The sequence below is a fragment of the Collinsella sp. HCP3S3_E11 genome (assembly GCF_052067375.1).
Taxonomy (GTDB): Bacteria; Actinomycetota; Coriobacteriia; order Coriobacteriales; family Coriobacteriaceae; genus Collinsella.
Genome location: NZ_JBQHQI010000007.1, coordinates 91,205 through 100,039 on the forward strand (window position 1 = coordinate 91,205; position 8,835 = coordinate 100,039).

At 58.1% G+C, this 8,835-nt stretch carries 8 protein-coding genes; 3 read left to right on the forward strand and 5 right to left on the reverse strand.

Annotated features, from left to right (window positions below):
- The first annotated feature begins 133 nt into the window (after window positions 1-133).
- Window positions 134-892: an HAD family hydrolase gene (locus ACTM86_RS05950; RefSeq protein WP_441016252.1), complete on the forward strand. Its 759-nt coding sequence runs from the start codon at window positions 134-136 to the stop codon at window positions 890-892.
- Here the strand turns inward: ACTM86_RS05950 and ACTM86_RS05955 are convergent.
- Window positions 889-2,208, reverse strand: coding sequence for an L-cysteine desulfidase family protein (locus ACTM86_RS05955; RefSeq protein ID WP_441016255.1), 1,320 nt, complete (start codon window positions 2,206-2,208; stop codon window positions 889-891). The two genes, ACTM86_RS05950 and ACTM86_RS05955, sit on opposite strands and share 4 nt — an antisense overlap.
- A 269-nt stretch (window positions 2,209-2,477) precedes the next feature.
- Here ACTM86_RS05955 and rpiB point away from each other — a divergent pair, with 269 nt between their 5' ends.
- Window positions 2,478-2,945, forward strand: coding sequence for a ribose 5-phosphate isomerase B (gene rpiB, locus ACTM86_RS05960; RefSeq protein WP_427719257.1), 468 nt, complete (start codon window positions 2,478-2,480; stop codon window positions 2,943-2,945).
- A 177-nt stretch (window positions 2,946-3,122) separates the two neighbouring features.
- Here rpiB and ndk read toward each other — a convergent pair whose 3' ends face one another.
- The 4 genes from ndk to ACTM86_RS05980 form a co-directional block, all read right to left on the reverse strand.
- Window positions 3,123-3,527: a nucleoside-diphosphate kinase gene (gene ndk / locus ACTM86_RS05965; RefSeq protein WP_441016258.1), complete on the reverse strand. Its 405-nt coding sequence runs from the start codon at window positions 3,525-3,527 to the stop codon at window positions 3,123-3,125.
- Window positions 3,528-3,912: 385 nt separating this feature from the next.
- Entirely contained in the window at window positions 3,913-5,343 is a 1,431-nt protein-coding gene (gene argH, locus ACTM86_RS05970; RefSeq protein ID WP_427747767.1) for an argininosuccinate lyase, read from the reverse strand.
- 118 nt (window positions 5,344-5,461) lie between these two features.
- Window positions 5,462-5,632 carry a hypothetical protein gene (locus ACTM86_RS05975; protein ID WP_427747768.1) on the reverse strand — a complete coding sequence of 57 codons (171 nt, stop codon included), beginning with the start codon at window positions 5,630-5,632 and terminating at the stop codon, window positions 5,462-5,464.
- A 234-nt stretch (window positions 5,633-5,866) separates the two neighbouring features.
- Window positions 5,867-7,093, reverse strand: a complete 1,227-nt coding sequence (locus ACTM86_RS05980; RefSeq protein WP_441016261.1) for an argininosuccinate synthase — start codon at window positions 7,091-7,093, stop codon at window positions 5,867-5,869.
- A 553-nt stretch (window positions 7,094-7,646) separates the two neighbouring features.
- On the opposite strand from ACTM86_RS05980, the gene ACTM86_RS05985 reads away from it, so the two are divergent.
- The gene (locus tag ACTM86_RS05985; protein WP_441016264.1) at window positions 7,647-8,474 is read left to right on the forward strand and encodes a Cof-type HAD-IIB family hydrolase; all 828 of its coding nucleotides are present in this window, start codon (window positions 7,647-7,649) and stop codon (window positions 8,472-8,474) included.
- The last annotated feature ends 361 nt before the right edge of the window (window positions 8,475-8,835 follow it).

An 8,835-nucleotide genomic window follows, 5' to 3' on the forward strand; every position in this document is an offset into this window, starting at 1 on the left:
CTCGTATGGAGACTTTTTCGCAATCTTGTGAACGACCGTCTCCATAAGTTGACGATAAGCAGTTGAGTATACGGCTTTGGGGTAAAGTATCCGGAGCCAACGTTCTAAACGATTTTTCGAGAAAGGTGCCCGCGTGCTCAAAGCAGTCGTTTTCGATATGGACGAGACGCTTCTCAGCATCAATCTCAACGCGTTTATCCTTCGCTATTTTAAGGATGTCTCGTCAATGCTCGCGGATATCGGACGATGCAGCCGCGGTGGCACGATGGCACGCCTCGGCACCATCCTGGTCGACCTCAACGCCAATCGCCGAAGCGGCACGGACAATCGCACCAATCTTGAGTTTTACCGCACCGAGGTCGAGCGCAGGTGCGGCATCTGCCTCTCGGACCCACTCATCTACGAGGCGTTTACCTACTATGAACGCGAAGTTCTCCCATACAAGAATGACGATGCCATCAATGCCCACGCCATGCCGGGTGCACACGCCGCACTCCAGGCTGTACGGGACGCAGGACTGCGTTGCGCACTCTTTACCAACCCCAGCTTTCCCCAGGGGGCCATCGAATGCCGCATGGGTTGGGGTGACCTGGCCGACGCCCCCTTTGAGCTCGTGACGCACATGGGAAACGCCACCCGTTGCAAGCCCGATGCCACCTATTACCTGGAGCAGCTGCAGGCCATGGGGCTCGAACCGCACGAGGTCCTTATGGTGGGCAACGACCCCAAGCGCGACTTCCCCAGCCCCGCCTGCGGTATTCAAACTGCCTATGTTGGCCAGGGAAAACCCAGTCGAGCCACCTGGCGCGGAACCATGGAAGACTTCGCCCGCGACTTTAACGCCGTAATCGATGCCTTCTACGAGCACCAAGTAGCCAACGAACGGTCCTAACAAACTTGGGTTTTGCCGATCATGATGTTGAGGATCTCGACGTCGGTGTCCTTCATACCCACGCGACCCACATAGCCCATGCTGGCGATCGTCTGCTCAACGGTATCTTGGATCAGGCCCTCGCCAGCGCGGAAACCGCGGCCCTGCATGGCCATATCGTGGCCCAGAATCGCCGCATCAACGGCTGCGGAAATCTTGGCGGCACAGCTCGCCTTGGCGCCATCGCACACGATGCCGCCCACGTTGCCGAGCGTATTCGAGACCGTCGCGCCGATCTGATCACGCGTGCCACCGCACAGCCAGGTAATCGCAGCGCCGGCACCGCACGCGGCGCAAATAGCACCGCAAAACGCCGAAAGTGCACCAATATAGCTTTTGATATGCACGGCAATAAGATCGGACAGCATCACGGCGCGCACCAGGCGCTCGTGGTCGCAGCGCAGGTACTCGGCATATTCCATAACGGGCAATGCACAGGTAATGCCCTGATTGCCCGAGCCGCACACAATGGCGACCGGCAGTGCGCAGCCGTTCATGCGGGCGTCGGACCCGGCGGCTGCACGGGCACGGGCACGGCAGGCGACGTCATCGGCACGAGCGCCCAGCAGCGTACGGCCCACCTCGGCACCCCAAGCGTGCGCCAAGCCCTCTGCGCTAATGGCGCCGTTCAGCTCGATCTGACGCTCAACGGCAGCGCGAGCACCCTCAACATCCCCGTCCTCAATAAAGTCGATGATGGTCTCAATCGACATGGGCGTGTCGGCGCTATCTGCCGCGCGCTCGGCCACCACGCGCTCGGCGCAGGCGGCACACTCCCCCACCGACTTGCCGCATACCGGAATACCGTCGAGTGTATGGCACGTGACATTGGTGTGGTGGTCGGTAATCTCAACGACCGCGGTATGCCCCCCAGCCGTGGCAGTCACCTTGATGTAGAGGTTGGGCACGCCCTCGACAAGCGACACATCGCAGTAGCCGGCATCGGCGAGGAGCTCGGCCACGCGAGCACGGTCTTTATCGTCAACACTCTCGAGCACCTCGAGCGCGCTCTTGGCGTCGCCGCCCACGGCACCCAGCACGGCCGCGGCTTCAATACCATGCATACCGCCCGAGTTAGGCACGGTCACGCTCTTTACGTTCTTGATGATGTTGCCCGAGCAGGCAACATCCATATGATCGGGTTCGCAACCGAGCGTCTGGCTCGCCAGCGCCGCTGCATAGGCAACGGCAATGGGCTCGGTGCAGCCGAGCGCACAGACAAGCTCACGGTTCAAAACATCGCAAAACGCGGTATCACGAAGGGAATCGGCAGGCATAGGTATCTCCTACTTGTATAACGGGCTGGGCTCTCAAAATAGTTCGCTATTTTATTTGATAACAATGCATCAAAAACCACAACCATGGTTCCGGCGGACGGCGCTCGAACACAAATTGGCGGCATTATTCATGAGAAGCCGGTCTTATTGCATGCTAAAGCGTTTGAGCAAAAAACGCCCGAGCGTTTACACAAAAGTCGCGCTATCATGCAGTCGAACGCGGTAAAACCTTTAGCAATCTCGCCGCACAGACCAGAGAGGAAGCATCCATGAAGATCGGTATCGGTAACGACCACGCCGCCGTCGAGCTCAAGAACATCATCTCCGAGCACCTGAAGGAGCGCGGCTGCGAGGTCGTGAACTTTGGCACCGACACCTCCGAGAGCTTTGACTACCCCATCGCCGGCTACAAGGTGGGTAAGGCCGTTGCCAACGGCGACGTCGACCTGGGCATCCTCATCTGTGGCACCGGCGTCGGGATTAGCCTGGCTGCCAACAAGGTCGAGGGCGTACGCGCCGTCGTGTGCTCCGAGCCCTTCAGCGCCAAGCTCTCCCGCATGCACAACAACACCAACGTGCTCGCCTTTGGTGCCCGCGTCGTGGGCTCCGAGCTCGCCAAGATGATTGTCGACGAGTGGCTCGACGCCGAGTTTGAGGGCGGCCGCCACGAGCGTCGCGTCAATCTCATCAACGAGATCGACCAGACCCGCGGACTCAAGGTCGTCGACGAGGCTTAAAGACCTACAAAGCCATACGCTAACGCCAGCCCCCGCCCGGAAGAAACATCCGGACGGGGGCTGTTTAGTAGATTTTTGGGATATACCTAGAAATCTACTGGAATAAAAAGGGCGCCGCGGATGGAATTCCGCGGCGCCAAAGCCACACGCTAACAGCTTTGAGGAGTCAAAGCTGGTTTAGCCAAAGAAGCGCTTGATCTCGATCTCGGCGTTCTCCAGGCAGTCGGAGCCGTGGATCACGTTGGCGTTGACATCGACAGCGAAGTCGCCGCGAATGGTGCCGGGGGCAGCGTCAAGCGGGTTGGTAGCGCCCATAAGGGTGCGCATCTTGGAGACAGCGGAGAGACCGGAAACGACCATCTTGACGACCGGACCGCTCGTCATAAAGTCGCAGAGATCGCCAAAGAAGGGCTTGTCGGCCAGATGGGCGTAGTGCTCCTCGACGGTAGCACGCTCGAGCGTGGTCATCTCCATGCGCTCGATGACAAGGCCGCTACGCTCAATGCGAGCGACGATCTCGCCGATCTTGCGATCGCGCACAGCGTCGGGCTTAATCATGATGAAGGTCTTCTCGATAGCCATAAGGTAGCCTTTCAAGTAGGTTCGCGCGTGCCCAAGTCCCATTCCGGCACCCGCCTGGACTGCATCGTAACAGAGTTTTAGCTGCAGTTAAACAAAAAACTGTTTATTGAAACACTACAATTTATTAAAACGTTCCATATGTGTCACTTCTGTTTCGAAGCTCGATTAGAGTACCATCCGACCGCGCATCAACCGCACCGAACCGAGCGGACGGTCGGTTGCCGCCCGTGAACGTAGCCCCTTCACAACCTGCCCAAAGGTCCTACAGAAGTTATCGACAAGCCCCTTCCCCATTGCAACAAAATACGGGCGTCCGCTGCAGCAGACGCCCGTAAAAGCAAAAACGATTTATCAATAAATGGCCAGAGCCGCTTCAACTAAACCCTTACTTTGCCCCGTGGCCCATCTCGACGACCTTGGTCAGCGATCCAAGCACACCTTCGTCGGCAACGAGTTGTGCCTGGGCACGCTGCAGCTGCACGGCAACGGCGGCAGGGGCGGTACCGCCCTCGGTCGTGCGTGCAGCGACAATCGACGGAATGTCGAGCGCCTCGGTAATGTCGTGCTCAAAGAGCGGGCTTGCCTCTTGGAACACCTCAAACGGCAGGTCCTCAAGATTGCAGCCGCGCTTCTCGCACATCAGGACCAAATGGCCCACCACGGCGTGGGCCTCGCGGAACGGCAGGCCACGCTTGGCCAGGTAATCGGCAACATCGGTGGCGGCAAGGTGCCCCACGCCGCACTCGCGCGCCATGGCATCCTCGTTGACGGTCCAGGTCGAAATCATACCGGCCATAACGGACAGGCACTGCATGAGCGTATGGGCGGTATCGAGCGCGCCCTCCTTGTCCTCCTGCAAGTCCTTGTTATAGGCGAGCGGCAGGCCCTTCATGGTCACGAGCAGCTGCACCAGGTTGCCATAGACTCGGCCGCTCTTGCCGCGGATAAGCTCGGCAAAATCGGGGTTCTTCTTCTGCGGCATGATGGACGAGCCAGTGGAATACGAGTCGGAAAGCGTAATAAAGCCAAACTCGGAGCTCGACCACAGCACGATCTCCTCGGAAAGACGCGACAGGTGCATCGCCATGACGGAGCCGGCGTAATGCAGGTCGAGGAGGAAATCACGGTCGGAAACCGCATCGAGCGAGTTGGGAATCACGCCCGCAAAGCCAAGTTCGGCGGCCGTCATCTGACGATCGAGCGGATAGCTCGTACCGGCAAGCGCGGCAGCGCCCAGCGGACAGTTGTCGGCAGCATCAAAGGCGGCCTTCAGGCGTGTAAAGTCGCGCGCGAACATCCAAGAATACGCCAGCAGATGATGCGACAGCAGCACGGGCTGAGCATGCTGCATGTGCGTGTAACCCGGCAGAATCACCTTGTCGTACTGTTTGGCCGCATCCACCAGCACGTGGCGCAGCTCAAGATTGGCCTCCATGAGCTCCTTGGCCAGCGCCTTGACGCCCAGGCGCGTATCGGTCGCCACCTGGTCGTTGCGCGAACGCCCGGTATGCAGGCGCTTGCCCGCCTCGCCGATGCGACGGGTCAGCTCGCTTTCGATGGACATATGAATGTCCTCGTCGTTGATATCGAAGGTAAAGTTGCCGGCATCGATATCCTGTTCGATTGCGGTCAGACCCTCGGCAATCGCCTGCTCGTCCTTTGCACTGATAATGCCTTGGGCCGCCAGCATCTTGGCATGTGCCTTAGAGCCAGCGATATCCTGCTTATAGAGATGCTTGTCGACCGGCAGCGACGCGCCAAACTCCTGCGTGACCTCGGCCACGCCCGTCTCAAAACGACCGCCCCAAAGAGCCATGGAACCGTCCCCTTTCTCTAAATACCAAAACAAGCGCCCAAAGCAAAGCGCCATGTCGCTAAAGCGATTTATCAACCGCTAGTTTTGCACATTCCCCGCCGTGCGCGAGACCATGTGGCTAATTTGCAAAGAAGTGACGCACCAGGCACTTGGCGCCCATCGACTCCCGCCAGCCGTTGCTCGCCGAGCCGTCAATCCATGCCTTCAGGCTCATAGGGACATCCTCGACCTTTGCAGCATCGAACTCGGACGCGAGGGCAAGTAAAGCGTGCGCGATAGCATTGAACATAATGGATACTCCTCAGATATATATAGGCGCAGAGCCGCCAAATTGATAGAAGGAGCCCCGCCGGACAACCCCGGCGGGGCTCGGACTCAGCCGCAGACGCGGCATCATATATGCGGGCGGAATGTAGGGGCCACCGATGTTAAGAAGTGTCAGCAAGCATAACGAAAGGTAGGGACCCCATGCGCCCGTTATGTATCACGCGGATGGGCCGCGCGGATACCAAGGGAGAAAGACTTAAGCCTGAGCGGCAGCAGAGCTGGGACCCTGGACCTTGGCCCACGTCTTGAGCGACAGCGTGTCGATCTCGATAAAGCCGGCGCTGGCCTTCTCGTCAAACGTGGTGTCGCGGTCGTAGGTGGCCAGACCGTAGTCATAGAGGCTGAAGGGGCTCTTGCGGCCGACAACATGGCAGTTGCCCTTAAAGAACTTCAGACGAACGGTACCGGTCACGAACTTCTGGGTATCGGCCATAAAGGCGTCGAGTGCGTTTTTGAGCGGGCTGTACCACTGGCCGTTGTACACGGCGGTGGCCCAATCCTGCTCGAGCTTAATCTTGGTCTTGAGCAGGTCGCCCTCGACGCAAATATCCTCGAGCGCCTTGTGGGCGGTGATAAGCGTCAGGGCGCCGGGAACCTCATAGCACTCGCGGCTCTTGAGGCCCACCAGACGATCCTCGACCAGGTCGAGACGACCAAAGCCGTTATCGCCCGAAATCTTGTTGAGGGCGATGACGATCTCGGAGAGCTTCATCTTCTTGCCGTCGACGGCGACGGGCTTGCCGGCCTCAAACTCAATCTCGGTGTAGGTCGGGGTGTCAGGCGTATCCTCGGGATTCTTGGTCATAACCCAGGCGTCGTTGAGCGGCTCGTTCCAGGGATCCTCCAGGTGGCCGCACTCAATGGCACGACCCCACAGGTTGTCGTCGATGGAATAGGGGTTGTCGTTGGCACCCTCGGGAACCGGCACATTATGAGCATGAGCATAGGCGACCTCGTCGGGACGGCACTTCAGATCCCACTCGCGAACCGGGGCGATAACCTTAAGCTCGGGGTCGAGGGCCTTGACGGCAGCCTCAAAACGAACCTGGTCGTTACCCTTGCCGGTGCAGCCGTGGGCGACGTAGGTCGCGCCAAACTCGTGGGCGACCTCGACAAGCTTCTTGGCGAGCAGCGGGCGAGACAGAGCGGAAAGCAGCGGATACTTATTCTCGTACATGGAATTTGCGGCGATGGCCTTGGTCAGGAACTCATCGGAGAACTCATCGCGCAGGTCGAGCACCTGGCAATCAAGAACGCCCAGGTCGAGCGCTTTCTGTTTCTTGGCATCCAGGCCGGTCTCCTCCTGGCCCACGTTGCCGCAGACGCAAACGACATCGAGATTTTTCTCGTCCTGGAGCCACTTGACACATACGGATGTATCAAGTCCACCAGAATATGCGAGAACGACTTTTTCCTTGCTCATGGCTGTTTCCTTTCGCCCTTGATAGCTAGTTAGAACATCGGTCAGTTGCAAGTCATTTCAAGGTCACGTACCGTGCAATATCAGGTTAAATAGCAAAAATCAGCACATACATGCCCTAGAAACATGCAGCAATGTCGTGCCAAAACCCAACGACCTTAAAATGACTCTGTTGAGGCAATTCGCCCCATGCGGACAGAGACGATTGTTATCGTCGTCGGGAGATTGCGCGCTGGCGTCGGATGGCATTGTCTGCAGTGGTGATGATCTTTACGAACTGCATCTGCCTCTCCTTTCACCTATCGCCGGGCGCAATTCTAATATCGCAAACGGTACCTTTTCCTCGGTAAGCGGCCCTTTTGCCGTCTCCGTTTTCGATGGTCGCTATATTACGCTAAAGTGCCTGCTGCACAAGCGACAAATTCAAATTTCTGAAAAGTTTTTTCATTAGTTTGTGAAATGCAGTGCAAATACGCTCCGTTCCTGCGAAAATACGCCTGATTACGAGTTGATGGTTATAACGTCTGAAACAATTTCGAAACGAAAGGCGCGTTTTATGCAAACTTACGAATCGGACGCCAATATCGGAAACATTAAGCTCATCGCCGTCGACATGGACAAGACGCTGCTGACCGACGAGCGCATGCTGCCGCAAGGCCTTGACGAACGCCTGGACAAGCTCGCCGAAGCCGGCATCGTATTCTGCCCCGCCAGCGGACGTCCCGCCCCCAAGCTCGAGGAGATGTTCGAGGGCATCAAGAACCGCCTCGCCTTTTGTCCCGACAACGGAGCCTGCGTCATCTATCGCGGCAACTATATCTATAAGAGCAACATCGATGTGGCGCTGTATCAACAGGTGCTCGCTCGTGCCTCGGAGGATTCTCGCGCCGTTCCCGTCCTGTGCTGCTTCGACGAGTTCTACGTGCTTGCCCGCGACCATCAATACCACGACGAGATCAGCGTCTACTACAACACAATCAACTACGTCGACAGCTTTGAGGGCATTGATTTCGAGTCCAACAAGATTTCGATCTTCTTCCCCGCCTACGACGCCGAGCCTGCGTTCCGCGAGACCTATAACCCCGCGTTCTCGGACAAGCTCTACGTCACCAACGCCGGGCGCGAGTGGATCGACTTTATGAACCTGGGCGTCGACAAGGGCGCCGGCGTCGCGCACCTGTGCGAGCACTTGGGCATCGATATCGCCGATGCCGCCGCCGTGGGCGACACCTACAACGACATCCCCATGCTCGAGCGCGTCGGGCATAGCTTTATCGTGGACAATGCCGAAGAGCATATGAATGCGCACGCCAAGTGGCGCATTCCGAGCAACAACGACGGGGGCGTACTGACGCTCATCGACGCCATCTTGGCGGCTCGGTAATCTATCTCGTCGCCATGCCCGGGGCCGGCCGTTTGATTTTTGCTCGGTCAGGTCCTGGGCTCGCTCGAAGGCCACATTAAGTGGCCTTCGGCTCGTGCGGAATCTACAAAAATCAAACGGCCGGCCCCGGGCATGGCTATGTTGACTTGCTTGCCGCCTAGATGGCGTCTTGGGTGTCTAGATACTTGGCTGATTTTTTGGAATGAAGGGGGCTCCTTGTTGGCAAGGAGCCCCCTTCTGCCTTTAGTTAGGGACTGCGGACAAAAAGTTGGACCGTTGAGGTCCGGAACGGAGTCCGCATGGCATACAGTAGGAGAATGGTGGAGAGGGCCAGGGCGCTTCGCGGCGCCGGGCTCACCGT

What these genes read in the sequence shown, in the direction of transcription:
- ACTM86_RS05975 (WP_427747768.1), bottom strand. Translation starts at nt 5,632, where the DNA reads ATGTTCAATGCTATCGCGCACGCTTTACTTGCCCTCGCGTCCGAGTTC.
- ACTM86_RS05980 (WP_441016261.1), bottom strand. Translation starts at nt 7,093, where the DNA reads ATGAGCAAGGAAAAAGTCGTTCTCGCATATTCTGGTGGACTTGATACA.
- ndk (WP_441016258.1), bottom strand. Translation starts at nt 3,527, where the DNA reads ATGGCTATCGAGAAGACCTTCATCATGATTAAGCCCGACGCTGTGCGC.
- ACTM86_RS05955 (WP_441016255.1), bottom strand. Translation starts at nt 2,208, where the DNA reads ATGCCTGCCGATTCCCTTCGTGATACCGCGTTTTGCGATGTTTTGAAC.
- rpiB (WP_427719257.1), top strand. Translation starts at nt 2,478, where the DNA reads ATGAAGATCGGTATCGGTAACGACCACGCCGCCGTCGAGCTCAAGAAC.
- ACTM86_RS05985 (WP_441016264.1), top strand. Translation starts at nt 7,647, where the DNA reads ATGCAAACTTACGAATCGGACGCCAATATCGGAAACATTAAGCTCATC.
- argH (WP_427747767.1), bottom strand. Translation starts at nt 5,343, where the DNA reads ATGGCTCTTTGGGGCGGTCGTTTTGAGACGGGCGTGGCCGAGGTCACG.